We start from the raw sequence: 24,460 nt of genomic DNA, 5'->3' as shown, positions 1-24,460 counted from the left end.
TTTATAGTTACTGACTTACTTCGTTTTGATCTTAATCCAAAGCTAATTTTTGTTTTGCTACGACTTCTTTGTAGACCGCATATTCCGCTTTAATCTCTTTAGAGAACGCTTCTGGTCCATTCACGTTAATGATGGAACCAGTTTCTTCAATGCGTTTTTTAACTGCTGGGTCCGCCACCACAACTTTCAAAGCTGCGTAGTATTTGTCCACGATATCTTTTGGAACACCAGCAGGTCCTAGCAAGCCGTAATACGCCATACGATTGACTGGCGCCAAGCCAACCTCAGAAAAAGTGGGGACGTTAGGCAGCTGGGCTAAGCGTTTGGGCGCAGCAATCACGATAGGAACTAATTTGACATCTTTCACGAATGGCAAAGTTGACGGCAAGTTATCAAAAATCATTGAGACCTGACCGCCTACCGTATCCGCTAAAGCAGGACCAGCACCGCGATAAGGGATATGCACGATGTAAACTCCGGCTAGACTCTTGAACAACTCTGTTTGCAAATGGCCAATACCACCAGTACCTGAACTTGAATAAGAATACTTTCCGGGATTTGCCTTCAAGACAGCCATAAAGGTTTTGAAATCCTTTGCCGGAAAGGAAGGGTTTACGGCAATGATGTTTGGGGTTGCGGCAATATTGCTAATTGCTGTGAAATCAGTAATGGGGTCATAACCAATTTTGGGATTAATCGCCGGGTTAGCAGCTGTAGTCGATACCGTAGCCATACCAATGGTGTATCCATCTTTTGGAGCACGCATCACCTCAAGTGCGCCAATCGAACCGCCCCCGCCCGCTTTGTTTTCCACAATCACTGGCTGACCCAGTTGACGACCTAGCGCATCACCCACAGCTCGAGCGATGATGTCAGTACTGCCGCCAGGCGCAAATGGAACAATTAAGCGAATAGGCTTAGTGGGAAAGCTTTGCGCATGAGCAAGCCCAACCAATCCTAAAGCCAAGATCGTTGAACTTAGTAATGTCCGTAAATTACTTTGCTTCATCATTCTGTATTCCTACATTCCTAAAGGTTTAGGTAAATTGCCTGCATATTGGTTCAGCGCAGACTCATACTCTTTAAAGATCTCAGCCAAAGCCTGTTGTTGACCTAGGACTAAAGCTTGAGGTGTATTGTCTTTCAATGCAATGCGCCTGGTGTAACGATTAGAGCCGAGCAAGGGATTCGTTTTTCCATCATTAGTTGTAGTTAAGAAAAACTCTACACTGACAACCGCCTCTGGCTTCACTCGATAGTCACCGTAAAACTCATTGACCGTAGCTTGCAATGTGTAATAGGGAAAGAAACTATTATTTTGACCTACGGTCGCCGCAAAGATATTCGTCTTGTTAATCCATTCCCGCTCAGCATTGCCAATCATCTCCGAAGGAATGTTCGAGTAAACGTTATAAAAGTCTCTCTCATAACGTTGATCACCAATGCGATACACCAAAGACTTACCGTCAAACGGAGGTGCAACATTGACGGACCCAATTTTTAACCAGTACACACTCTGCTGCTTTAGTGGTGCAGCAGTCCGTTGCGGCGCAACCAACCAACTGGTTGGGGTTACAGGCGCACGAGTAGGTAAAGAGCACGCAGTCAGAATGGCAACAAAGATGCCAGCAAATAGGTATTTGATCATTTCGCTGCTCCTGATTGAGTCTGAGCACCATTCATTGGCGGTGTGATGCGGGGTGGCGGCTCACCCCAAATCAAGCTTGCTGGTGACTGGCTGGCAATACGCGAAAACTCATTGAGTTGCTCGCTGGTTTGCTTCAGATTTTCAATGGTCAATTGTGTATCGCCCTGCATCGCTGTAATGGTTTGACGTAAGGCAACCACTGCACCAACCAATTCGCGCATTAAGACATTGAGCTCATCTTTATCTGTCACTTTAGCAATCCGCTCCAAAATAACATTCAAGTCTTTGACAGAATTAATCAGGCCTTGATTATTCTTACCATCACCCGCCATCAAAGTATTGAGGTTGCCCATTAGTTGATCAAACTTTTGCTGAGTGCCGTCAATATTGAGTTGGTTCATGCCGTCAATGAGCTTTTGAATTCCAGAGATGATTTCATCCGCTTGATTTGGAAGCGCAGGGATTACGGGATACTCCGGCTTCCAACTATAAGGCAGCTCTGAATTCTCGCTAGCAGTCTTAGGTAAAAAATCGAACTCAACGTAGTTCACTCCAGTGATACCCATGGATTTAACACGAGCACGCAATCCTTTTTTGACAAAATCCTGAATTTGATTGACGTCGACATTCTCTCCAAAAACCTGCATTCTCACAACCACATATTGGCGACGATCGTTATAGGGTATGTCTTTTTCGTACATATCCCCTGTTAAACCAATAAAACTTACTTGCCCAATCTTGACGCCCCGAAAGCGCACGGCAGCGCCAACATCTAAACCAGTGACGGATTGTTTGATGTAGGTCTCGACATAAAAGGACTTTTTAAATAATTGCCCGGAACCGAAAATCAAGATTACCGAAATCAATACAGCAATTGCGGCAATAACAAATGCGCCGAGACGGAAATAGTTAGGATTTGAGTTATTACTCATGCTGCGTCCTTAGTCGTAATGCGATTAAAGAATTGATGTACGCGAGGATCGGTGCTGGTATCGCGCAATACCTTGGGATCACCTTCAGCAATAATGCCTTTGGCGCCCTTATCCAACATAATGACCTTATCGGCAATCGCATAGATACTAGCTAGCTCATGCGACACAATTACAAAGGTGATGCCTAAATTTTTAGACAAATCCATGATGGTCTGATCTAGATCTGCCGACGTAATCGGGTCTAGGCCGGCAGAAGGTTCATCTAAAAATAAGATTTTGGGATCAAGAGCCATCGCCCTAGCAATGGCTGCACGCTTTTGCATACCGCCGCTAATCTCGCTAGGCATATACGACTCATAAGGAAGCAATCCAACAAGGTCGAGTTTGCAACGTGCCAGCAAATTCATTTGATCTTGCGTCAACTGGGTGTATTCCTGCATAAATAAGGTGACGTTGTCCAATAGATTCATGGACCCGAATAATGCCCCCTGTTGATACATCACCCCAAAACTCGTCATGATCTTTTGGCGATCCGATCCTTGCGCCTTAGTGATGTTTTGTCCCTCAATCAGAACATCGCCTGATAAGGGCTGATACAAACCAAAGAGATTTTTAAGAAGACTGGATTTTCCGCAACCCGACCCTCCCAAGATAACAAAGATATCACCGTTGTTTACCGTGAAATTGAGATCTTTCATCAACACATTCGAGCCATAACCCACAGTCAGGTTTTGCACATCAATTGCATATGGACTAGAGACGGCATTGAGATTGGCTACCGGCGTATTCATCAGAAACCCGTCTTATAGGAAATGACCGCAAAAATGCCGTCAACCAACACAATCATCACAATACTGCTCACTACCGCACGAGTTGCAGAGATACCTACTGCGGCGGCGCCTGTTCCAGTTTGCATACCTCTTAAACAGCCCATTGCAGAGACAACCACACCAAACATAGTTGCCTTCACTAAACCTGAAAAAATATCTTCTACATCTACGGCGCTCAACATGCCGTTATAGAAATTGACGAAAGGAATACCGTATATTTGCATTGTGCACATTGAGGCGATGATGCTCACAATATCCGCGTATAACGTCAGTACGGGCGCCACCAATATTCCAGCAAGCACTCTTGGCACAACTAAAAAGCGCATCGGGCTCAATCCGCCAGAAACAAGGGCGTCTACTTCGCTATTCACCGTCATCGTGCCAATCTCAGCCGCAAATGCCGCAGAAGATCGGCCAGCCAGCAAAATAGCGGTGATTAATGGCCCCATTTCGCGGACAATTCCAAGGGCTGCCAGAGGCCCCACGAAAGAAACGGCGCCAAACTGTTTCATGCCAATGGCTGCTTGGAAAGACAAGATCACGCCAATGAGGAATGCTACTAATCCCACAATTGGCAGCGCTGCAATTCCGGCTTCTACCGCAGCATTTACAAAATCGCCCCAACGCACCTTGGTAATGTTTCGTATAGACCAAAATAAATCAGAAGCTAGATGTCCTGCAAAGGTAACCAACCCAATCAGATCATCGATCAGGTTTTGCATAGCCATACCGGTGCTAACAAAAAAACTGCGCTTGGGTTTTGCAGCTGGAACAGGAAATAAATTGCTGATGGGATCAAACTCTTGTAGCAAGGGTTGATAGCGACTATTTAAACCTTGCAACTCAAATTGAGCCCCGGCTTTATTCTGAGCTTCTTCCACCCCAATTAAAAATGCAATCCCAGCACCATCCAAGGAAGTAACAGCAGTAGCATCGAATGTAAGAGTAGCCTTAGCAATATTTGCTTTTTGAATAGTAGCCAGCCATGCACTTTGTGAATCACAGATCTGCGTCCAGACTCCACCTAAGGTATAGACACTGACGACACCACTCAGCACAACTTTGACATGGTTAGCGTCTATCTGCGACCAAATTGCTATGGGGCTTGCAGAAGACTGAGAAACCGCAGAAATTGTGTCAGAAACGCTCATAAATGAACTATAAGGTATCGGCAAGAAACCTTCGTTAAATGCTCTAAAAATGAAAAGGGCCCAGTTTTTAACTAGGCCCTATATAAGGTGGTGCGGCTGGCAGGAATTGAACCCACGACCCCTTGGTTCGTAGCCAAGTACTCTATCCAGCTGAGCTACAGCCGCAACAGCCATAATTATGCCATGGAAGAGAAGAACTACATCACCCCCGCTGGTCACGAGCGGATTAAAGCCGAGCTCTTACAGCTCCTAAACCTTGATAGACCCGAGGTTGTCAAGGTGGTGCACTGGGCTGCCAGCAATGGCGACCGGTCAGAAAACGGGGACTACATCTACGGAAAAAAGCGCCTACGGGAGATCGATCGACGGATTCGATTTCTGAATAAACGTCTCGAAGTTGCCGTAGTGGTCGACAATTCTGCCCGAAAATCAGGCGAAGCCGATGCCGAGCAGATCTTTTTTGGCGCAACGGTCACCTACTCCCCGCTAGAAGGCAACGATGCCGAAAAAGAAACGGAGATCACGATTGTTGGGGTTGATGAAGTGGATCTTGAAAAGAACCGTGTCAGCTGGGTTTCACCTATAGCCAAAGCACTGATTAAATCCAGACTGGGCGATTGCGTCACCATTCAAACACCAACAGGCCCCACTGAAATTGAAATACTAGATGTACAGTACCGGTAAATTCTGAATATAGATATTTACAGTGCACGGGTACGAGTAACTCGCATCACATCAGGATTTGCTCTTAAGCTGCGCATGACTTTGGAGAGATGCAAACGATCAAAGACTTGAATCGTAAAGCGAATGGTGACTGAATCTTCTTTAAAGCGATCGTCCATCGACACATTCATAATGTTCGAGTCTGCGGCGGTCACGCTACTTGCAACACGTGCCAAGACACCTTTACCTTGTCTGGTATCAATCGCTAGATCCACTTCAAATTCGCGATTGAGGTCTTTGCCCCACTCTACCTCGATCCACTTATCGCTATCTTTTGAAAGCATGCGCAAGGCTACCGGGCAATCATTAGTGTGAACTTGTAAACCTTCGCCCTTACCCAGGTAACCAATAATGTTGTCACCAGGTATGGGGTGACAACAGGACTGAAAATGAATAGAGTTACCTTCACGCCCATCTACCAAGATGGCTTGGCGCTGGTGCTGTTGGATATCCTGGCTTGGGTTAACCCAATCGGCTGCGCCTAGTCGCATTTGTTCTGCGCCGCCTTCGTCATCAATCAAAATCTTTAGACGTATAGCCAGCTCTTGAGGTGAACGACGCCCCAAAGCAATATTGACGCAAGCCTCTTCACGGGTTTTATCTCCGGTCCAATGCATTAACTTCTCCCAAATCTCTGGAGTAATGAGTGCGGCATCAACACCTTGTTGGCGCAGGCTATTAGCCAAGAGACGCTCACCCAACTGCAAGGATTCTGAATAATGTTTGGTCTTTAGTGAATGGCGAATCGATGCCCTGGCTTTACCGGTTCGTACAAATGCAAGCCAACCAGGATTGGGTTGTGAGTTAGCAGAGGTAACGACTTCAATAATGTCACCATTTTTGAGTTCACTGCGTAAGGGTAATTGCAAACCATTGATCTTGACTGCAACGCAAGTATTACCTAAATCACTATGAATGGAATAGGCAAAATCTAAGGCGGTAGCGCCTCTTGGCAGAGCACGAATTTGGCCAGCCGGTGTAAACACATACACAGCGTCAGGGAACAAGTCGATCTTGACGTGCTCTAAGAACTCTTGAGAATCGCCACTACTATCCTGAATATCAATCAAAGACTGTAACCATTGGTGCGCACGGTTTTGCACCTCACTCATATCAGGCGTACCTTCTTTGTAAGCCCAGTGCGCTGCTACACCGGCTTCAGCCACAGCATGCATATCCGATGTCCGGATCTGGAACTCCACCGGCACTCCTGAGGGACCCAATAAGGTGGTATGTAAAGACTGATAGCCGTTTAACTTCGGAATGGCGATGTAATCCTTAAACTTGCCTGGCATCGGCTTATACAGAGAATGCAATATGCCCAATGCACGATAGCATTCATCAATTGAGCTGACTGTTACCCTAAAGGCATACACATCTAAGACCTGCGAGAAACTCACATGCTTGGTACGCATCTTGTTATAGATGCTGTAAAGCGTTTTTTCACGACCACGCAAATCAACTTGAAGATTGGCTTTTGCAAAAGCCATACGCGAGGCCTGCAAAATCTTCTCGACCATTTCTTTGCGATTGCCACGCGCCCGCTTCACCGCCCCTTCAATGACCCGAAAACGCATGGGCATGGAATAACGGAAACTCAAATCCTGTAAATCACGATAAATAACGTTAAGACCAAGACGGTGCGCAACGGGGGCATAGATTTCAATGGTTTCGGTAGCTACTCTGCGGCGCTTAGCCATCGGCACCGCGTCTAAGGTACGCATATTGTGGGTACGGTCAGCAAGCTTGACCAATATCACACGTACATCGCGCGCCATCGCCATGAACATTTTGCGAAAGCTCTCTGCTTGCGCTTCAGCATGACTTTGAAACTCCAACTTATCAAGCTTAGTTAAACCTTCAACCAGTTCAGCAACCTTGGTGCCAAACTTTTCAACTAAATCCGCTTTGGTGCTACCCGTATCTTCAATCACATCATGCAGGAGCGCTGCCATGATGGATGGCGCATCTAGTCGCCAGGTAGCGCAGAGCTCTGCAACAGCAACCGGATGCGTAATGTAAGGCTCGCCACTATGACGGTATTGCCCTAGATGGGCTGCATCGGCAAACTGAAAGGCTTTTTTAATCTGCGCAACTTCCTCAGGCTTCAAATAAGAAAGCTTAGAGAGCAAGCCATCTATTGAGACGACTTGGTGCTTTAAAGGACGATCAGGGGCTGAAGTCGGACCAAAGAGGTGGCGACTTGATTGTGCGAGCAGGCTCGCAATAATGGATTTCTTATTTGCTTTTAAGCTTGATGATTTTGCAGAATCGAGCGATTCTGATTCGAGCAAACTGCTTTGCTCTTTAGGCGAAGAACTGCCTACAAATTCCGATGTGTTTTTAGAACCAGATGGTCCTGTTTCTAGCGGGAGCTCCACACCGGAACTCCTAAATTACAAAGGTACTTTGGTCAGCATGTCACGGTCAGTCACACCTGCAGCTACTTCGCGCAATGCAACTACCGTAGCTTTATCTCTGGACTCAACTCGTGGAGTGTGACCCTGAACCAATTGACGTGCGCGATAAGTCGCAGACAAGACTAGTTCAAAACGATTAGGGATAGTTTTAAGGCAATCTTCTACAGTAATACGGGCCATGCTGAACTCACTTAAATTAGCTTCAATACCGATAGGATACCCGATTAGACCCCTAGACGCCGTAAAAGGGCTGGATTACGGGCCATAGATGGTCCAGAACGCAGGCGGCTGGAGGCCAGAATATGCTTCAAGTCCACTAGCGCCTGCTCAAAGGAATCATTGACCACGATGTAGTCTGCCTCATGGGCATGCATGAGCTCTACATGAGCGGCAGCCAAACGGCGTTCAATGGTTTCCTCGTCATCCTGTCCCCGCTTACGCAATCGCTCTTCTAAAGCCTCAATCGAGGGCGGAAAAATAAAGATCCACTGCACCGACGGTATCAGCTTACGAATTTGTTGGGCGCCCTGCCAATCAATCTCCAGCATCACATCATTACCGGCTTGCATCTGTGATTCGATCCACGGTTTAGATGTGCCATAAAAATGACCATGCACCTGCGCCCACTCTAAAAAATGCCCTTGATCGCGTTCCGCAATAAATGCTTCTTGAGAGGCAAAACGATAATCCTTGCCATCGACTTCACCAGGCCTTGGTGCTCGTGTAGTGGTTGATAAAGATAACTTCAGCGCAGGATCTTCGTTTAATAAGGCGTTCACCAAAGAAGATTTACCTGCACCCGATGGTGCAACAATCATCAACATGCTGCCTTGATAAGAAGGTGTCGAGTTTGAAGTGGTCATATATTGATAAATTACTCTAGATTCTGAACCTGTTCACGCATTTGCTCAATCAGAAGCTTAAGCTCAAGAGCAGCTTGCGTACACTCTTCAGAGACCGACTTAGAGCTCAGGGTATTGGCTTCACGGTTCAGTTCTTGCATCAGGAAGTCCAAGCGCTTGCCTACAGGGCCCTTACCAGCCAATGCTGTTCGCACAGTATTTAAGTGGGTCTTAAGACGAGCGAACTCTTCAGCTACGTCAATCCGCACTGCATACAGAACGACTTCCTGACGAATGCGATCCATCAGCTCTGCGCCAATGCCTTTACCCAGCTCTTGGCCAGCCAAAGATTCAGCTAATCGTTCTGTCAGTTTTTCTTGATACTGCGTAACATAGCCAGGCACCTTAGGTTCAATGCTGGCAATAATTCCATCCATCTTGGTGGTGATATTGGTGAGCACTGTTACCAAGGCCTTACCTTCTGCTTGACGACTATTCATCAATGCATCTAATGCAGCTCGCCCTGCTTCTACGGTTGCAGTAATCCAACCTTCTTCTTCACCACGAGGCTCAGCAACAATGCCAGGCCAACGCAAGATCTCGCCAATGCTCAGCTCTCTAGCTTTGGGAAAAATATCTTGGGCACGCTCTTGTAGTGTGTAAAGGGCATCAAGGCGGTCTTTGCTGATTGCTCCCAGAGCATGGGTATCGGTTTTAGGGGAACCGGATCCAGCATTAGAGCTATTGTTATTGATGCGCCATGCTGCCCGAAACTCTACTTTGCCTCGAGAAAGGCTTTGGGTCGTCAGTTCACGCAGGGCTGGCTCCGCAGCACGGCATTCATCTTGAAGACGAAAACCTAAGTCCAAAAACCGGCTATTTACAGCCCGGCACTCCACCTGCAGATCAGCCACCACCCCAGTCCCTAAGGAGACTTGGCGAGAAGCGCTGCCATAACCAGTCATGCTCGATATCATATGGACATTGTAGATTCTTTATTTAGGAACCCGTTATGAGCAGCTCCACCGTATCTAATATTGCCCGCCCTAGCGGTCGCAAACCCAAAGACTTACGTCCTGTGACGATCTCTCGCAGCTTTACTAAGCATGCCGAGGGTTCCGTTCTGATTGCCTTTGGCGATACCAAGGTACTCTGCACTGCCAGCATCCTCGATAAAGTGCCCCCACATAAGCGTGGCTCTGGCGAAGGCTGGGTCACCGCCGAGTACGGCATGCTCCCCCGCTCCACCCATACTCGCAGCGATCGTGAAGCAGCCCGCGGCAAACAATCTGGCCGCACTCAAGAAATTCAACGACTGATTGGTCGCGCAATGCGTAGCGTCTTTGATCTCAAAATCTTAGGTGAGCGCACCATTCACTTAGATTGCGATGTGTTGCAAGCGGACGGCGGTACACGCACTGCATCGATTACGGGTGCTTATGTTGCCGCTCGCGATGCCGTTAATCAATTACTCAAAGATGGCAGCTTAACGCAAGATCCCATCATCGATAGTGTTGCCGCTATTTCGGTAGGCATTTATCAAGGCGTGCCAGTGTTGGATTTGGATTACCCTGAAGACTCTGCTTGTGATACCGATATGAATGTCGTCATGACTGGTAAAGGTGGCATGATTGAAGTGCAAGGCACCGCTGAAGGCGCGGCCTTCTCTAGATGCGAGCTCACCGCCCTGCTAGACCTGGCAGAACAAGGTATTCATGAGCTCACGAAGCTGCAAATTCAGTCACTGAAATAATCTCCTAAGAGCATACTCAATGCAAAAGTTGGTTCTTGCTTCTAATAATGCAGGTAAGGTACGCGAGTTTGCTGCTTTACTTGCGCCTTTGCAGTTTGAAGTGATACCTCAAGGCGCGCTGGGTATTCCATCTGCAGAAGAACCGCATCACACTTTTGTTGAAAATGCCTTAGCAAAAGCAAGGCATGCAAGTGCAGCTAGCGGCTTACCTGCGCTTGCTGATGACTCTGGCATTTGCGCACATGCATTAAATGGTGCGCCAGGAGTTTTATCAGCTCGCTATGCCGGCGAACCGGCGAATGATGCAGCAAACAATCAAAAGCTCATTGATGAACTATCAGGCAAAACCAATCGCGGCGCACATTATGTTTGCGCTTTAGTATTTGTGAATAGCGCAAAAGATCCAGAGCCCTTGATTGTACAAACACGTTGGTATGGCACTTTTATTGACGAAGCTAAGGGTTCCAATGGTTTTGGCTATGACCCACATTTCCTCTTGCCAGAATTAGGCTTAACTGCCGCCGAGCTAGAACCCGAACAGAAAAATGCCATTAGTCACCGCGGTCAAGCATTACGTGAGCTCATCGCCCAGCTAGAATCTCGCAAACAGTCTCGTAAGGAATTGAAAACCTCAGGTGTCTAATTTACAAAGTCAGGCTGTTAGCCTGACAGCACTTCCGCCATTAGCGCTGTACATACACTTCCCTTGGTGTGAAAAGAAATGTCCTTACTGCGACTTTAATTCACATCAAATTAAAACGGATGGTATCAATCAATCGGGTTTTGATGAGAGGCGTTACATCAACGCTCTCATTGCTGATTTAGAAACTGAGCTACCAAATGTTTGGGGACGACAAGTGCACAGTATTTTTATTGGCGGTGGCACCCCCAGCTTGTTATCGCCCGAAGGCATGGATGAGTTACTCTGTGCCATTCGGGCACGAGTGAATTTAGAACCCGATGCCGAGATCACGATGGAAGCCAATCCTGGCTCTATCGAAGCAGAAAAGTTTGCCGCATTTGCAAAATGCGGAATCAACCGAGTTTCGATTGGCGTACAAAGCTTTGATGATGAAAAGCTCCAGGCATTAGGGCGTATTCATAATGGAGCTGAGGCTAAACGAGCTATCGCGATTGCGCTAGAGCACTTTAAATCCGTCAATCTGGATTTAATGTACGGACTTCCTAATCAAAGCCTTGAAGATGCCAAAGCAGATGTGCAAACTGCCCTCTCATTTGGCACACCCCATCTCTCGTTTTACAACCTGACTTTAGAACCCAATACTTACTTTGCTAACATCCCACCAAAGCTACCTTCTGATGATGTTGTTGATGGGATTTTTGAACAGAACTTAGACTTACTCACAAAGACAGGCTACACACGCTATGAAGTTTCAGCGTATGCCAAGAAGAATCAAGAGTGCAAACATAATCTCAATTACTGGCGCTTTGGTGATTACATCGGCATCGGTGCCGGCGCGCATGGCAAGATTTCATTTCCAGATCGCATTACAAGGCAAGTACGAGAGCGTCATCCAGAGGCCTATATGTCTGCCATGGAAAACAAAGGAAATGCACTCATCGAGTCCAAAGTGATTAAACCCAAAGACCTTCCTTTTGAATTTATGCTCAATGCCTTGCGTTTAACAGACGGGGTTGAGACCCATACCTTTAGCGAGCGCACTGGTTTACCACTGAGCGTGATTAGCAAAGGGCTTGAGCAGGCTAGCAAGAAAGGCCTGCTAGATCAGAACCCCAGCAAGCTCAAAGCAACCGAATTAGGTCTACGCTACCTTAATAATCTTCAAGAGCTGTTTTTAGACTGAACTAATAGCTGCTGGCTTACTTACCAGTCCAAGTCGGTGGCTCACCTTTTAGGAATGAGGCCACACCGTTTTTAAAATCTGCACTGCCATACGTTTCAGAAATCAAATCTGCACAGTCAGGCAATTGATTGCGCAGTAATCTGGCCAATGTGAGCTTGCTCGATTTTTGAGTAATCGGCGCCAATACAGAAAGTTTTTTTGCTAGTGCATCCGCTTCTTTAGCAAGATCTGCTTGCTCATAGGTAGCTAAGAGATAGCCTTGCCTTAGTAATTGCTCTGCAGATATCAGTTCAGCGAGAAGTAACATCCGCTTCACAATATTGATACCTAGGTGCGCAACTAGCCAAGCGATATTGCCTGCAGATAAACAATTACCCAAGGTTCTGGCAATCGGCACGCCAAACTTGGCGTCTGGTGTTGAAATACGAAAGTCGCAACAGCTCGTAATGGCCAAACCACCACCAACAGCCATGCCATCAATCACTGCAATGGTTGGTATAGGCAATAAGGCTAAAGGACTTAGGTAGTCATCAATACCCTCTTCATAACGTACACCATCCTGACCGCTATTAAAGCTGGCAAATTGCGCAATATCGCTACCAGAGACAAAAGACTTGCCGCCAGCACCGCGCAATATGGCCACCCGAATACTCAGATTATTTGCAATGTCCTGGCAAATCGTTTTCAGACTTTGATACATGCCAACCGTCATTGCATTGCGAGCGGCGACATGATCAAAAGTAATGTAAGCAAACTGGTCGCGTAACTCAAGAGTGACTTGTGCTACGCGTTCAGTACCTCCTTGCCCATCTGATGACATCAAACTTACTCAGCTTTAATGTTTAAGCTTTTGACTAAGCGTTGATATTTGAGCAACTCTGCATTGAGAAATAAACCAAATGCTGCCGGTGTTGCTGGGCCTTCCGGCTGCAATCCTTGAGAATCTAGCGTCTTCTTAATCTGCGGGTCAGCCATGGCTGTCTTTACTGCTTGGTCAATCTTATTGACCACTGCAGGATCCATGCCTTTAGGACCCATCACAGAGTACCAATTGGTCACATCAAAGCCTATGATACCGACTTCATTAAATGTAGGGACATTTGGCAATATCGATAAACGCTTTGGTGTTGAAATCGCCAAGGCTTTTAAGCTGCCATCTTTAATTTGCTGCAAGTTCGGTGGCAAGGTATCAAAGTTCATGGTGATTTGACCACCGAGTAAATCGATAATCGCCTGACCGCTACCTTTGTATGGAACGTGATTGAGTTGAATGCCGGCAATCTTGGCAAACAAAGCGCCGGCTAAATGCTGTGTACTGCCAATACCTGATGATCCATAAGTCATTTGGCCGGGATTGGCTTTTGCCAAAGCAATCAATTGTGAAACTGAATTGACTGGTAATGATGCTTTAACTACTAGCACATTAGGTACGTATCCCAAGTAAGTAATGGGTGTGAAATCCGTTGCTGGGTTGTAAGGAACATTGGTAAGGACATAAGGCGCAATCGCATTGGAATTGGAGTGCCCTACTAATAAGGTGTAGCCATCAGGTGCAGATTTAGCGATTTGATCTGCAGCAATCGTGCCCGCCGCGCCAGACTTGTTTTCCACAATAACGCTTTGACCCAGAATCTCGCCCATCTTGGGGGCAATCGCTCTAGCCACAATATCAGTACCGCCACCTGGTGCAAAACCCACAACTAAGCGAATGGGTTTTGTTGGGTAAGCAGATTGTGCAAAACCAACATTGGCACAAGCAAGCATGGCAAAAGCCAGCAATGCACGTGATGCAAGGGCTTTGCTCAAAACAGATTTAGTTATTAAATTTAGTAAGGAATTGTTCAAAATACGGTCTCCAAGATTCTTGTAGTGCTTCTTTAGTGTTGCGTTTTTATAGTGCTTTTGTAGTGTTTGCTACTATTGACCTCATTCTATACATAAAAAATAACGAGACATCCATGAATTCCCCTATATCTGCGCAAGGGTCTAGCTCAGGCCCTAGCCACCCCCTTCCTTTAGCTGGAGTGCGCGTACTTGACGTGAGTCAGGTAATGGCCGGCCCTTACTGCTGCATGCTGCTTGCCGACTTAGGGGCTGATGTCATCAAGATTGAGCCACCGGGCACTGGTGATCAAACACGTGGCGCGATGGGATTCAAGATGAAGGGCTCTGACAGCATGGGCTTTTTGAACATGAATCGCAACAAGCGCAGTCTGACCTTGAACCTCAAAACAGAAGCGGGTAAAAAAGTATTTTTTGAGCTTGTGAAAACGGCTGACATCTTGGTTGAGAACTATCGTCCCGGTGTCATGAAAAAACTGGGTATCGATTACCCTTCATTGCAAAAGATCAACCCTGGTTTGGTGTACGCAAGCATTTCTGGATTTGGTCAAAGCGGTCCATGGGCAGATCGGCCTGGTTTTGATTTGATGGCACAAGCTATGTCCGGCGTCATGAGTGTGACGGGTTATCCTGATGGCCCACCAGTAAAAGCTGGTGTTCCTGTTGCTGATATTGGTTGCGCACTCTTTGCTGTGTATGGCATTTTGTCTGCTTATATTGGAAAAACCAAAACGGGTGAAGGTCAATTTATTGATGCCTCCTTATTTGATTCCGCATTAGCATTCTCGATCTGGGATACAGCGCAGTATTGGGGCACTGGTGTTGAGCCCTATAAGCTCGGCACTGCCAATCATATGAGCGCCCCCTATCAAGCCATGAAAGCTGCCGATGGCCACTTTGTCATGGGCGCTACCAATCAAAAACTATGGAAGCTTTTATGTGACAAGATTGGTAGACCAGAGCTCTTTGAAGATGATAGGTTTAAAACTAATCCACTGCGCCTAGCCAATCGCAATGAACTTGCCGTGGAGCTGGAGAAAACTTTTGTTACGAAACCCGCATCTCAATGGGTGGATGAATTACTCGCTGAAGGCATCCCTGCGGGCCCCATTAATACTTATCCAGAAGCATTTGATAGCGAACACGGCAAGCATCGCAAGATGCGCATGGAGATTGATCATCCCATTGAAGGCAAAGTTCCTAATATTGGATTTGCAGTCAAGATGATGGGCACACCACAACAAGTTCGTAAACATCCGCCACTGCTGGGTGAACACAATGCGGAGTTACTGGCTGAGTTAGGCATTGCCGGTGATGAACTCAAAGCATTGGAAGCTGGTGGCGCTTTTAACGCTTAATCTCGTCTAATTAGCCAAATAAAAGAAGAATCAAATAAACTTCTAAAAATGTTAATTTAGAAAGGTGGTCCCATGAATCGGTTTAAGGCAAAAAATGCACTTATCGAGATTCTCTGCAGCATTAATCAGCCTAGCGAAATGGACTACTTTTTAAAACAAATATTAACGCACGCAGAGATTGATGATTTACTTGATCGAATTCGTATTTATCAAAATCTAGCATGCACGAACACACCTCAAAGAGAATGCGCAAAAATCCTCAATGTCAGCATCTCCAAAGTAACTAGGGGTGCATCGAATCTTCGTAAGGGAAATTCAAAAAACTACTGGAAATCAAAATTTCCTTGGGCTGATCTAGCAGATAAATAATTAAGTCGGTTATATATATCTTGCATTCTATCAACGGTTTGCCCCAATGCCTCGAGAGCTTCATAGTCCTCGTTAGCCTTACCAAGCATCCCCAAAAAGAGCGCCGGAAAACCTGAACCAGCCATAATCATTTTGTTCAGCATGATATTAAGCATGATTTGCGAATAGACGGCCGTATGACCATACCTTCTGCCGACTACAATAATCGCGGCTATCTTATCCTTGAGTGGTCGATCAAGAGGTCGTAAATACCCATATCCCACACGCTCTAAAAATGCCTGAAATTTACTATTCACTCCAAAGGCATGCATGACTGGCATATAAATTATTCCGTCTGCGGACAACATATCTTCCAAAATAATGGGCAAATCATCCCCAACTCCGCACGGCGAATACTGGCATCGATTGTCTGCATCACAAAACTCAATTCGCTTATCCGCCAAATGCACAAAAATACCAAACAACCCCTTACTTTTAAATTGGTCTTGCAATAAACCACAAATTTGATTGCTTAAACCATTTTTTCGAGAAGAACCAACCAATACACAAACTTTCATAAACTAACCCTACCAAATGAATCAGATTGGATGGCAATATCGAACCAACAAATAATCGATATTGAAATATAAAAACAACTAATGCATTACTCTAGCGCCAGCTAATGCTCTACATATGTCTTTATGAAGTTTTTGAGAATTTCGATCCCTTGTGAGGTTCCAATGCTTTCTGGGTGAAATTGGATACCTTCCGTCTTTAATAGCTTGTGTCTTATTCCCATAATGTAAGAATCATCATCAGACCTTGCTGAAACTGAAATGTCGGAAGATAAACTTTCATCCGATACCACAATAGAGTGATACCGCATAACAGAAAAATGATTTGGTAAATTCTGAAAACAACCTTTGCGATCATGGGTAATGCGACTGGTTTTTCCATGCATTAAATGTTTTGCGTAGTCTATTTTGCAGCCGTAATGAAGAGCTATTGCTTGATGACCTAAACACACCCCCAATACAGGCATATGACCAACATTTAGCTCCAGCAGCTTGCTGTAACCAGAATCTACTGGATGACCTGGGCCAGGACCAAGCAGAAGCATGTCGCCTGCTGACTCAGAAATAACCTTGAATAAATTCTCGTCATCTCGTCGATAAATATCAACAGTACAACCTAGGATCTGAAGATACCCGACCAAAATATGCACAAAACTATCATACGCATCTACAACAATTATGCGATGTGGCATGTAATCTCCTTATTAGTAATAGCTTTGAAGACGGAGGCCATCTTATGCAATGTTTCTAAATATTCGCTTTCTATCTTTGAATCTGCCACTATTCCGGCTGAAGCCCGCAAGGAATAAACTCCGTTGCGTTCGATTGCCGTCCTAATACAAAGAGCGGTATTTATATAACTTCCGCCCAACGCCATCATGCCGAGTGATCCTGCATATAAGCCACGAGAACTATCCTCTAATTCAGAAATCAGCTCAATAGCCCTTATCTTTGGAGTGCCAGTCATAGTACCTGCTGGAAATGCGGCTTGTATCACATCGAATTTATCAACATCATTATTAATGGATGCATTTACTGTTGATATGAGGTGATATACGTGCGAGTACTCTTCAACGGACATGAGCTCCTTAACTTTAAGCGTATTTGGATCTGAAACCCTGGATAGATCATTACGACACAAATCAACCAACATAAGATGCTCAGCAATTTCTTTTGCATTCGCTTGAAACTCACGCCGGGCATCATCTTTTGTTGCATAAGACGACTTACCAAGAGTGCCGGCGATTGGACGAATGGTCAGAATTTCATCGTCCATATAGATAAATGATTCTGGACTCGCCCCAATTACTTTATATTTTCCAGAATCAAAGAAGTACATATATGGCGATGGATTCATCACGCGTAATCTTGCATAAACCTCCAATGGCTCAACCTCTGCTGACACACCAATTTTGTGACCAATTTGAATCTGATAAACATCTCCAACGCGCACATGCTCTATGGCAATTTTGGCTTTTAATAAATAGGATGATTTTGAAGTTTCGCTCTGAAGAGAAAAATTTCCGTCAAAATCAGGAATTACAGAGATTGAGGGCTTGCGCTCACCTTCAATAAATGACAAATCAATTGGGCTAACTCCGTTAAAGCCATACTCATAGTGGATAACGCCATTTTCAGAAAATTCAATAACGTTTGAATAACAGATCAACTGAATATCAGGAATATCACCTGCTTCATATTTTTCAATATTCTCTATGTAGTGAATGGTGTTATATGAAAACACAGTGAAAGCCATAACCCCGCCATCTACGTGCTTAAATTGCTCATCCAATCTCCTTAAAAAGCTCCAAATATCCACTCTTTTCTTCAATTGGAAACATGTTGCATCCACACCAAGCTCGATATAGGGCTCGTTTGAGTAAAGAATTTTTACCTTCTTTTGTATTTCCTGATTCGCAGTAATAGTCACGTTGAGATCAATGACGCTGATGTTCAGCACAGGATTGACTCCAATAAGGGAAACCCTAGATGCCTCTGACTTTGCATTCATGGACTCTAATATGAGCAACTTCTCAGTTGGATATTGTTTATGCAACTCCAAATATATTGGATATACGCTCTCCATTAAATTTACTTCGTTTGTTGAAGCCCGCACATCGATCTTGCTTGATCTTTTGAATCGAATCATTTCTATCTCATGTATTGATGTATCGATACAACTGTACATCAATTTCATGCTTTGTTCAATCAGACAATTTGTCATCTTCAATAGGAAAGCAAATTGAGCCCCATAGGAATCTACAGATAAATCAATTGAATGTGCTGACAAATGAACGACGTGCATCCAGTCCGTCTTATTACACAGTGCGATTTCTTATAACTTTTAAAGGGGATTGCTTCCAAGCTTGTAAAATGTAAGCCAATGCGAGCACCGATTTCACGCCCTTTTCTCATTACAACAGTATTAGCTTTATGGCTATTAACCTATAAAGCCGCCTTTGCTATTGACTTGCAACCGAATGACATTGTTGCCCCGCCACCAGACATAACCGCTCTAACACTCACTTATTACAGCACCCAAAACACCACTTACTACAGCAATGGAACGGCGGTATCTAAAAGCCCCTACGGCAATCCTGTCATCAATACCAATAGTGGCATTACTCGCATCTCACACACATACAGTCTAGCGGGACTACCCGGGGTGAGCTATGTTCAATTACCTTATGGAACCGCTTGGCAAGCAGGCTCCTTAGCCGCTTATCCAGCAAGCACCGGAATTGGTGATACCGCGCTAGCCACTGCTCTTTGGCCATATTCCAATCATGAAACTCGCACTTACTTAGGACTTGCCGCATACCTTGGTCTACCAACAGGCACTTATAAAAGTAGCCAAGCATTTAACCTAGGACAAAACCGCTATTACTCGGATGTGCAGATGGGTTTTCAGACTCCCATTGTTGGCAAAGTTGACGGCGCAATTGCAGTAGACACCATGTTCTATGGTGGTAATAGTCAGTGTGCTGCAGCTTGTTTATCCCCCACCAATGTAGCCTTAAACCAAAAACCCCTCACCACCACTCAGGTAGGCCCCATTTACAACATCAACCAAATCTTTACGGTTGCCGCAAACTATATCTATGTGGCTGGTGGCGCACAGTCGGTTAACAATGTTTACCTGAACAATGTGATCAATACCCAGCGGTATTTACTGAGTGCTGTTGCTAGAACACCTTATGGGCGCTTCACTGTGCAGTACGGGCGTGACATGGAAATTAAAAACGGCTTTATGCAAACCGAGCTCTTGGCACTGCGCTACCACTACGCTTTTTAACGACACCTGAAGACTACTCACCCGCAGTAATAGCCAACTCCTGAGCAGCAAATGGATCTTGCGCTTTGGGTTTCATGTCCTCTTTTGCGGCTGGCTTGGGTTTAGTACCAGGCATCAACTCAAAATCGGGTTTAAAGATTGTCAAAGTAGACCTCAATTGATCAAAAGCTTTGCGATCGCCCTCAAACTTTGCCTTGCCCTCTGCTTGCAATTGATCAAATGTTGTTTGGCCACCCATCACTTTTTCGAGTTCACTGCGGTTAACAGTCAGCGTCAACGTGGGATTATTAGCCTGCTGACCTTTGATATTGGTCAGCGCAGAATTACTCATCTCCACCACGAATTTCTCACCATTATCTGGTGTCGATAGATTGATAGTGAAGTTCATGCCAGCAGCTTTCTTGCTATCCATGCTGATAGCTAATGAATTTAACCAAAGCTCGGTAGTCATCGCCTTAATCATGTCGGGGCCATTGGATTTTGGTGAAGCGCCCGAGGGCATACCATGGCGAAGTTCATATGCCGCACCCAAGAAACTATTGCGTACGCTTGGGCTTTCCTTTTGGTAACCAATTTGCTCAAAGATGTCAGCCAAGAAATCTTTAGCTGCGGTGCTATTGGGTTGTGCATAAACCAACTTATTCACAATCTCCATTGCTTCACGATACTTGCCTTGTTTATAGAGTTCACGGCCTTTGGCCATAATCTTCCCTGAGCCACCCATCATCTCGACATATAGAGGCGCCGAATCCTTTGGTGACAAAGGAATTAAGCTAGCTGGGTTGGCATCCCAATAACCAAGATAGCGATTGACTACAGCGCGACTGTTGTGCTCCTCAGAACCATGGTAGCTATGGGCTGCCCACTGAGATCTCAAACTCTCTGGTTGCTTGTAAACATTATGAATTTCATTAATCGTCACGCCATTATTGGCAAGATGTAAGACTTCGTTATTCAGATGCGCATAACTATCCCGCTGGGTGCGCATCACTTCTTGAATGCGCTCATTACCCCAGCGCGGCCAGCTATGAGAAGCAAATATCACTTGAGCTTCATTGCCGTAGCGATATAAAGCACTATTAATATTCTTAGACCATGCTAGAGCATCACGCACTAAAGCACCGCGTAGTGTGTAGATGTTATGAATCGTACCTGTAATATTTTCAGCAGCCCAAAATGCTTTAAATTGCGGAAAATAAGTATTCATCTCCGCTGGCGCTTCGGTGCCCGGAGTGTTTTGAAACTCCATCTCCACGCCATCAACCATCATTTTTTCAAATGGCTGGTTAATATAGACATTGGGCTCAATCAAGCCTAAGTTTCCAGCAGCAGTATTCTTACCAATCGATTGGTCTACGTGCCCAAAGGGGCTACGAGGCAATAAAACACCATACTGAAAGTACATACGACGGGTCATGGCGTTACCGGCGTAGACATTCTCGGCAACAGCATGATCCATAAAGCCTGCAGGTGCAATCACCTTTACTTTGCCACTTTTAACATCAGCCTCATCCACCACACCACGCACACCACCAAAGTGATCGCCATGGGAATGTGAATACACCACCGCTACGACTGGGCGTTTGCCAAGCTTTTCATTAACTAACTCTAAGGCAGCTCTAGCGGTCTCTTTTGCAGTGAGCGGATCAAACACAATCCAGCCAGTATCGGTTTTTACAAAACTGATGTTTGCCAAATCAAAGCCGCGTACTTGATAAATCTTGCCAGGCACAACTTCATAGAGACCGTAGCCCATATTGAGAATCGCTTGACGCTGTAGAGATGGATGAACACTATCAAAGTCTTTACCTTGAAGTAGAAATTCATAGCTACCCATGTCCCACGCAACGTTGCCCGCATCGGCCATAATCGACTTATAAGCAGGCGCTGCTATAAATCCACGTTTCGACTCCTCAAAGTCGCGCCTGTCTTCAAACGGCAAAGTTTTACGTAATCCATTCTGGAGTTCGACGGTGTAACTGGATGGCACCTTACCTTTAGGATCAAAGTGCTTGCCCTGCATTGCACCTGGATCTGCAACTACACCACCCCCGCCTGCAGCATATGCTGAACTTGCACTTAAGGAAGAAATAAGTAAGGCAAAAGCCAATGAAGAAGCGATAAGGATTGGGGTGGATTTGATAGACACAAAGAGTTCCAAAAATATGATTTCTGAAACTCCATGATAGGTTGCGTCCTACACATGGCAATTAGCCATTGGGCTAACTTAAATTACTCTAAGTACCTTGGTTAATATCTTAAATAGGCAAATCAAATACAAACTTAGCACCGCCGCCCTCATTCGACTCATAGGCAATAGAGCCGCCGTGACGGGTAACAATATGCTTGCATAGCCAAAGCCCTAGGCCCATACCTGACTGCTTAGTGCTAGAAAGCAATTCAAATAAGTGTCTTTGAGCCTCTTCCGATACCCCAGCTCCATTGTCCGCAATCACAACCTGAATAAAGCCATTATGAAGATGCTTGCCCTCAATCGTAATTTGCTTATTTACAGCCGAAGATGTGGCCAAAGATTGAATCGCATTGTTGATTAGATTTAATAAAACTTGCCGCATCTCTCCTGGATTGGCAATTGCTACTAGACCATTCTCTAAACGCAATGCAACCTGAATTTTCTTGGAAGTGATTTCGGGCTTAGTAATACTTAAAACGGATTGAATTAACTCGCCTACATTAATTTTTGCAGGACTCAAGGATTCATCAGAGAAAATCGATCGCAATGATTTAATAATGGCTGCAGCACGCTGATTATCGAAAAGTAATGTATCTAAAATCTCCTTTTGCAAGACTGGGTTCAATTCACCCTCGGCTAACTTCTTCTGCAAAAATTGAATGTTCAGACTTGAAGCTCCTAAAGGCTGATTTAATTCGTGTGCAATTGAAGCTGACAATGCGCCAGTACTAGCCGTTTTATTGGCCCTTAACAATGAAGCGATCAAAGACTCCCGCTCCTGCAATAAAGTCTTGATTTCCTCATTCTCTAGCTGAGACCGAGCATTTGATTTGGCAATTTGCTCAGCCCAGTAACTACCAATAGCAATATAAGACAAGGTATTCATCACCAGTTGGGTAATCGTAAATAGGATCAAGACTTGCGGAATCTGATCAATATGTCGGATTGTCAACGAAGAGATGACTAAGATAACAAAGCGACCAATTGCAAAAAATAATTCGGCTGAACTTGCATATTGCAAATAGGCTAGCTGGCTAGATGGCTCCATGTTCCTCTTTTTGCGCACTTCATATATTTGCCACACATAAAAGATGCTTGCCAAAACACACATGAAGCCAGTGCGAATCTCAAAGTTGCTAGCGTTTCGCATCCATTCAAAGATAAGCAAAAAAATAACTGCTGAGAAAGCAAATCCAACTTTCTGAGCCTTTGATACTGGACGGTTAAGAGAGTGACAAAATAAAGCCTGCAACACCGCCGCTAAATAAAACAAGGAATTACCAATGGTGAAATTAAAAGCGGGATTGGCAATATCGTCCACAGTGACGATACCTGCACCAAAAATAAATAAAGCAAGCATACTGGCAAGCAACGAGCTCATCCAATATGGGTTGGGTTTTACAGAATCTTGAGATCTAAAGTAGTGATAAATACCAAAAAATAGGCCCATCTGAATGATGGCCAAAATAAAGAAGTAAAGCGCTATCAATACCTTCATAGACACTATCGTACAACGAGCTAGATGTCTGAATGATAGTTTGGCATTATCCCTAAGGCTAGCAGCACCTAGGGTGACTTAAAATTGGCTTTGCCTTACTGTTGCCACATAGTGGCGTCTATCGCGATTTAATCATGCGGCTATATCCCCGATTCTTTGCCACGCTTTTTTATACATTGACTGCATTGATGAGCAGTGAATTACAGGCTCAGTCTGCTTTGTATAACGCTGCCAATAACTTTCTCAAAAAAAGAGCAGATGCCTTTATGACAATTACGGGGTACTCATTAACTCCTGATGTCACAACGGGTTCTTTATCGATTCGCAATGGTGGCGATGATTCTGATTTGAGAATGATCTCTCTTGGTGGCGGCGATCGCATTAGTGCGAACTTCCCGCTTTATTTAGAGGGAACAATGGCCATTAATCGCTACAACCCGACCTTTATTGATGGCATTGGCAGCAGTTCTGCTGCCGTCCCCGTACACTGGAACAGCGTTACCGGCACTGGCGGAATTGGCTGGGATTTTCCCATCACGGATGAACTGCGATTTAGACCGATTGCTAACGTCATGCTAGGACATCTGGAAAGTGATCTGTCCATCGCCTCTCGCGTCATCCAAAATCGTACTGGCGTTGATATGCAATTCCTCAATGGCGGTCGCATGAACTCTTATGGTCTTGGTGGATCCCTGATGCTCGATTATGAGAATTACAAACCCGATCAAGAGATTGATGTCGAGCTGCGCTATACCAATATCCCCGTAAAAACATTTGACACCTCTACTGCTGTTCAAGGTTCGGCAGATTCGCAAAGCCTTGCCATATGGGCTCGCAGTCGCATTCCTACACCCATTATGCTTCTAGATAGACCACTGCGAGCAGTATTTGAATTAGCTCATACTGAATTCTTAGGTGATCTTCGCGGGGCCTTGGGATTTGACTCGCTATCGTCTGTTGGCACCGGTATTGAATTAGACAGAAGCGCGTCTGATCCCCTCTTTAGCAGAATCAGAGTTGTCTTTCGTTATCAATTTGGACAAAACGTGCGTGGCACATCCATTGGATTGGCCGCTAGCTTCTAATAAAAAACCACCCGAAGGTGGTTGTTAGAATTTGGCGGATGGGCAATCAATTATCATACTTAAATGCACTTATAGAGTCGTCTCATATTCTCAATTTTCCAAAATTGATTCTGGGCAGCATCGAACTGCTCTGTAAAGTC

General features: G+C 45.2%; 24 protein-coding genes and 1 tRNA gene. 8 read left to right on the top strand and 17 right to left on the bottom strand.

Annotated elements, in window-relative coordinates; genetic code table 11:
• Positions 1-31: 31 nt before the first annotated feature.
• The 6 genes from IC571_RS04780 to IC571_RS04755 form a co-directional block, all read right to left on the bottom strand.
• Positions 32-1,009, bottom strand: a complete 978-nt coding sequence (locus IC571_RS04780; RefSeq protein ID WP_215317812.1) for a tripartite tricarboxylate transporter substrate binding protein BugE — start codon at positions 1,007-1,009, stop codon at positions 32-34.
• 12 nt (positions 1,010-1,021) lie between these two features.
• On the bottom strand, positions 1,022-1,648 hold the full coding sequence (locus tag IC571_RS04775) for a membrane integrity-associated transporter subunit PqiC (protein WP_215317667.1): 627 nt from the start codon (positions 1,646-1,648) through the stop codon (positions 1,022-1,024).
• Positions 1,645-2,580, bottom strand: a complete 936-nt coding sequence (locus IC571_RS04770; protein WP_215317666.1) for an MlaD family protein — start codon at positions 2,578-2,580, stop codon at positions 1,645-1,647. Before IC571_RS04770 ends, IC571_RS04775 begins: the two co-directional genes overlap by 4 nt.
• Entirely contained in the window at positions 2,577-3,371 is a 795-nt protein-coding gene (locus tag IC571_RS04765) for an ABC transporter ATP-binding protein (RefSeq protein ID WP_215317665.1), read from the bottom strand. The genes IC571_RS04770 and IC571_RS04765 overlap by 4 nt, the downstream gene beginning before the upstream one ends.
• The gene (locus IC571_RS04760; RefSeq protein WP_215317664.1) at positions 3,371-4,561 is read right to left on the bottom strand and encodes an ABC transporter permease; all 1,191 of its coding nucleotides are present in this window, start codon (positions 4,559-4,561) and stop codon (positions 3,371-3,373) included. Before IC571_RS04760 ends, IC571_RS04765 begins: the two co-directional genes overlap by 1 nt.
• Before the next feature lie 88 nt (positions 4,562-4,649).
• A tRNA-Arg gene (locus tag IC571_RS04755) sits at positions 4,650-4,726 on the bottom strand.
• 18 nt (positions 4,727-4,744) lie between these two features.
• On the opposite strand from IC571_RS04755, the gene greB reads away from it, so the two are divergent.
• Positions 4,745-5,245 carry a transcription elongation factor GreB gene (gene greB / locus IC571_RS04750; RefSeq protein ID WP_215317663.1) on the top strand — a complete coding sequence of 167 codons (501 nt, stop codon included), beginning with the start codon at positions 4,745-4,747 and terminating at the stop codon, positions 5,243-5,245.
• Positions 5,246-5,262: 17 nt separating this feature from the next.
• Here the strand turns inward: greB and IC571_RS04745 are convergent, their stop codons facing one another.
• The 4 genes from IC571_RS04745 to IC571_RS04730 are packed head-to-tail and all read right to left on the bottom strand — an operon-like array spanning position 5,263 to position 9,523.
• On the bottom strand, positions 5,263-7,665 hold the full coding sequence (locus tag IC571_RS04745; protein WP_215317662.1) for a bifunctional (p)ppGpp synthetase/guanosine-3',5'-bis(diphosphate) 3'-pyrophosphohydrolase: 2,403 nt from the start codon (positions 7,663-7,665) through the stop codon (positions 5,263-5,265).
• 15 nt (positions 7,666-7,680) lie between these two features.
• Complete coding sequence (gene rpoZ, locus IC571_RS04740) at positions 7,681-7,884, bottom strand: DNA-directed RNA polymerase subunit omega (protein WP_215317661.1); 204 nt, start codon at positions 7,882-7,884, stop codon at positions 7,681-7,683.
• A 44-nt stretch (positions 7,885-7,928) separates the two neighbouring features.
• Positions 7,929-8,567: a guanylate kinase gene (gene gmk / locus IC571_RS04735; RefSeq protein WP_215317660.1), complete on the bottom strand. Its 639-nt coding sequence runs from the start codon at positions 8,565-8,567 to the stop codon at positions 7,929-7,931.
• 11 nt (positions 8,568-8,578) lie between these two features.
• A complete protein-coding gene (locus IC571_RS04730) occupies positions 8,579-9,523 on the bottom strand; it encodes a YicC/YloC family endoribonuclease (protein ID WP_215317659.1) in 945 nt (314 codons plus the stop codon).
• A 35-nt stretch (positions 9,524-9,558) separates the two neighbouring features.
• Between IC571_RS04730 and rph the strand changes: the two genes are divergently transcribed.
• The 3 genes from rph to hemW are packed head-to-tail and all read left to right on the top strand — an operon-like array spanning position 9,559 to position 12,125.
• Positions 9,559-10,299, top strand: a complete 741-nt coding sequence (gene rph, locus IC571_RS04725; RefSeq protein ID WP_215317658.1) for a ribonuclease PH — start codon at positions 9,559-9,561, stop codon at positions 10,297-10,299.
• Between the two features lie 19 nt (positions 10,300-10,318).
• Entirely contained in the window at positions 10,319-10,942 is a 624-nt protein-coding gene (rdgB, locus tag IC571_RS04720) for an RdgB/HAM1 family non-canonical purine NTP pyrophosphatase (RefSeq protein ID WP_215317657.1), read from the top strand.
• Positions 10,935-12,125 carry a radical SAM family heme chaperone HemW gene (gene hemW / locus IC571_RS04715; RefSeq protein ID WP_215317656.1) on the top strand — a complete coding sequence of 397 codons (1,191 nt, stop codon included), beginning with the start codon at positions 10,935-10,937 and terminating at the stop codon, positions 12,123-12,125. Before rdgB ends, hemW begins: the two co-directional genes overlap by 8 nt.
• Positions 12,126-12,141: 16 nt before the next feature.
• Here hemW and IC571_RS04710 read toward each other — a convergent pair whose 3' ends face one another.
• Both IC571_RS04710 and IC571_RS04705 read right to left on the bottom strand, forming a co-directional pair.
• Positions 12,142-12,945 (bottom strand): enoyl-CoA hydratase/isomerase family protein, encoded by an 804-nt coding sequence (locus IC571_RS04710; RefSeq protein ID WP_215317655.1) that lies wholly within the window; start codon positions 12,943-12,945, stop codon positions 12,142-12,144.
• A 5-nt stretch (positions 12,946-12,950) separates the two neighbouring features.
• The gene (locus IC571_RS04705; RefSeq protein ID WP_251373510.1) at positions 12,951-13,931 is read right to left on the bottom strand and encodes a tripartite tricarboxylate transporter substrate binding protein; all 981 of its coding nucleotides are present in this window, start codon (positions 13,929-13,931) and stop codon (positions 12,951-12,953) included.
• A 152-nt stretch (positions 13,932-14,083) separates the two neighbouring features.
• Here IC571_RS04705 and IC571_RS04700 point away from each other — a divergent pair, with 152 nt between their 5' ends.
• Together IC571_RS04700 and trpR are read left to right on the top strand one after the other, a co-directional pair.
• On the top strand, positions 14,084-15,325 hold the full coding sequence (locus IC571_RS04700; RefSeq protein ID WP_215317654.1) for a CaiB/BaiF CoA-transferase family protein: 1,242 nt from the start codon (positions 14,084-14,086) through the stop codon (positions 15,323-15,325).
• 72 nt (positions 15,326-15,397) lie between these two features.
• Entirely contained in the window at positions 15,398-15,694 is a 297-nt protein-coding gene (gene trpR, locus IC571_RS10535) for a trp operon repressor (protein ID WP_215317653.1), read from the top strand.
• Here trpR and IC571_RS04690 read toward each other — a convergent pair.
• The 3 genes from IC571_RS04690 to IC571_RS04680 all read right to left on the bottom strand — a co-directional run bounded on the left by IC571_RS04690 (position 15,649) and on the right by IC571_RS04680 (position 18,538).
• On the bottom strand, positions 15,649-16,251 hold the full coding sequence (locus tag IC571_RS04690) for a flavodoxin family protein (protein ID WP_215317652.1): 603 nt from the start codon (positions 16,249-16,251) through the stop codon (positions 15,649-15,651). The genes trpR and IC571_RS04690 overlap by 46 nt on opposite strands.
• A 101-nt stretch (positions 16,252-16,352) precedes the next feature.
• On the bottom strand, positions 16,353-16,940 hold the full coding sequence (locus tag IC571_RS04685; RefSeq protein WP_215317651.1) for an aminodeoxychorismate/anthranilate synthase component II: 588 nt from the start codon (positions 16,938-16,940) through the stop codon (positions 16,353-16,355).
• On the bottom strand, positions 16,925-18,538 hold the full coding sequence (locus IC571_RS04680; protein ID WP_215317650.1) for an anthranilate synthase component I family protein: 1,614 nt from the start codon (positions 18,536-18,538) through the stop codon (positions 16,925-16,927). The genes IC571_RS04685 and IC571_RS04680 overlap by 16 nt, the downstream gene beginning before the upstream one ends.
• A gap of 93 nt (positions 18,539-18,631) precedes the next feature.
• Here IC571_RS04680 and IC571_RS04675 point away from each other — a divergent pair, with 93 nt between their 5' ends.
• Positions 18,632-19,543, top strand: a complete 912-nt coding sequence (locus IC571_RS04675) for a transporter (protein ID WP_215317649.1) — start codon at positions 18,632-18,634, stop codon at positions 19,541-19,543.
• A gap of 13 nt (positions 19,544-19,556) precedes the next feature.
• Here the strand turns inward: IC571_RS04675 and IC571_RS04670 are convergent, their stop codons facing one another.
• Positions 19,557-21,692, bottom strand: a complete 2,136-nt coding sequence (locus tag IC571_RS04670) for an alkyl/aryl-sulfatase (protein ID WP_251373508.1) — start codon at positions 21,690-21,692, stop codon at positions 19,557-19,559.
• A 109-nt stretch (positions 21,693-21,801) separates the two neighbouring features.
• On the bottom strand, positions 21,802-23,235 hold the full coding sequence (locus IC571_RS04665) for a sensor histidine kinase (RefSeq protein ID WP_215317648.1): 1,434 nt from the start codon (positions 23,233-23,235) through the stop codon (positions 21,802-21,804).
• A 188-nt stretch (positions 23,236-23,423) separates the two neighbouring features.
• Here IC571_RS04665 and IC571_RS04660 point away from each other — a divergent pair, with 188 nt between their 5' ends.
• The gene (locus IC571_RS04660) at positions 23,424-24,320 is read left to right on the top strand and encodes a hypothetical protein (RefSeq protein WP_215317647.1); all 897 of its coding nucleotides are present in this window, start codon (positions 23,424-23,426) and stop codon (positions 24,318-24,320) included.
• Positions 24,321-24,460: the final 140 nt, after the last annotated feature.

Source organism: Polynucleobacter sp. MWH-UH2A, assembly GCF_018687195.1.
Lineage (GTDB): Bacteria > Pseudomonadota > Gammaproteobacteria > Burkholderiales > Burkholderiaceae > Polynucleobacter.
The sequence above is the reverse complement of the archived record's forward strand: the minus strand, read 5'-3'. Positions and strand labels throughout refer to the sequence as shown.

Excerpts from the sequence above, each read along its gene's own strand:
- IC571_RS04690 (WP_215317652.1), bottom strand. The coding sequence starts at position 16,251 with ATGAAAGTTTGTGTATTGGTTGGTTCTTCTCGAAAAAATGGTTTAAGC.
- IC571_RS04660 (WP_215317647.1), top strand. The coding sequence starts at position 23,424 with ATGAGCAGTGAATTACAGGCTCAGTCTGCTTTGTATAACGCTGCCAAT.
- IC571_RS04765 (WP_215317665.1), bottom strand. The coding sequence starts at position 3,371 with ATGAATACGCCGGTAGCCAATCTCAATGCCGTCTCTAGTCCATATGCA.
- IC571_RS04780 (WP_215317812.1), bottom strand. The coding sequence starts at position 1,009 with ATGAAGCAAAGTAATTTACGGACATTACTAAGTTCAACGATCTTGGCT.
- IC571_RS04760 (WP_215317664.1), bottom strand. The coding sequence starts at position 4,561 with ATGAGCGTTTCTGACACAATTTCTGCGGTTTCTCAGTCTTCTGCAAGC.
- IC571_RS04730 (WP_215317659.1), bottom strand. The coding sequence starts at position 9,523 with ATGATATCGAGCATGACTGGTTATGGCAGCGCTTCTCGCCAAGTCTCC.
- IC571_RS04675 (WP_215317649.1), top strand. The coding sequence starts at position 18,632 with ATGCGAGCACCGATTTCACGCCCTTTTCTCATTACAACAGTATTAGCT.
- IC571_RS04685 (WP_215317651.1), bottom strand. The coding sequence starts at position 16,940 with ATGCCACATCGCATAATTGTTGTAGATGCGTATGATAGTTTTGTGCAT.
- IC571_RS04770 (WP_215317666.1), bottom strand. The coding sequence starts at position 2,580 with ATGAGTAATAACTCAAATCCTAACTATTTCCGTCTCGGCGCATTTGTT.
- rph (WP_215317658.1), top strand. The coding sequence starts at position 9,559 with ATGAGCAGCTCCACCGTATCTAATATTGCCCGCCCTAGCGGTCGCAAA.
- rdgB (WP_215317657.1), top strand. The coding sequence starts at position 10,319 with ATGCAAAAGTTGGTTCTTGCTTCTAATAATGCAGGTAAGGTACGCGAG.
- IC571_RS04775 (WP_215317667.1), bottom strand. The coding sequence starts at position 1,648 with ATGATCAAATACCTATTTGCTGGCATCTTTGTTGCCATTCTGACTGCG.
- gmk (WP_215317660.1), bottom strand. The coding sequence starts at position 8,567 with ATGACCACTTCAAACTCGACACCTTCTTATCAAGGCAGCATGTTGATG.
- rpoZ (WP_215317661.1), bottom strand. The coding sequence starts at position 7,884 with ATGGCCCGTATTACTGTAGAAGATTGCCTTAAAACTATCCCTAATCGT.
- IC571_RS04665 (WP_215317648.1), bottom strand. The coding sequence starts at position 23,235 with ATGAAGGTATTGATAGCGCTTTACTTCTTTATTTTGGCCATCATTCAG.
- IC571_RS04700 (WP_215317654.1), top strand. The coding sequence starts at position 14,084 with ATGAATTCCCCTATATCTGCGCAAGGGTCTAGCTCAGGCCCTAGCCAC.
- greB (WP_215317663.1), top strand. The coding sequence starts at position 4,745 with ATGGAAGAGAAGAACTACATCACCCCCGCTGGTCACGAGCGGATTAAA.
- trpR (WP_215317653.1), top strand. The coding sequence starts at position 15,398 with ATGAATCGGTTTAAGGCAAAAAATGCACTTATCGAGATTCTCTGCAGC.
- IC571_RS04710 (WP_215317655.1), bottom strand. The coding sequence starts at position 12,945 with ATGTCATCAGATGGGCAAGGAGGTACTGAACGCGTAGCACAAGTCACT.